Below are 398 nucleotides of genomic sequence, written 5' to 3'. Positions count from 1 at the left end.
ATCGCGGCCTCCCACGTCCTTCATCGGTTCCTGGTGCCAAGGCATCCACCGTGCGCCCTTAAAAACTTGGCCACAGATGCTCGCGTCCACTGTGCAGTTCTCAAACAACGACCAGTCACACACCCTCGGCAACCCGAACCCGGGCTACCTCAAGTGAGGCCGGCATCCTTGAGGCAACTTCCGTTCCCTCAGGACCCAACAACGTGCCCGACACAACCAGAACCAGACTCTCTCTTCCACGCCGAAGCAGTACTAGGAGACCAAGCCCTCGCTGTGCCGAATAGTCAACGTTCCACCCATGAGCAACCGTGCAGAACATTCGCCTGCAAGCGGCCATGTGCTCCTTAGAAAGGAGGTGATCCAGCCGCACCTTCCGGTACGGCTACCTTGTTACGACT

1 rRNA gene is annotated in these 398 nt (G+C 58.3%); it reads right to left on the bottom strand.

Annotation, left to right across the window (positions count from 1 at the left end):
* Window positions 1-348: 348 nt before the first annotated feature.
* Window positions 349-398 (bottom strand): 16S ribosomal RNA (locus tag HS99_RS42295); the annotation flags it as partial.

It is taken from the genome of Kitasatospora aureofaciens, assembly GCF_001188955.3.
In the GTDB taxonomy this organism is placed as follows: Bacteria; Actinomycetota; Actinomycetes; order Streptomycetales; family Streptomycetaceae; genus Kitasatospora; species Kitasatospora aureofaciens.
This window is presented reverse-complemented; position numbering and strand designations above follow the sequence as displayed.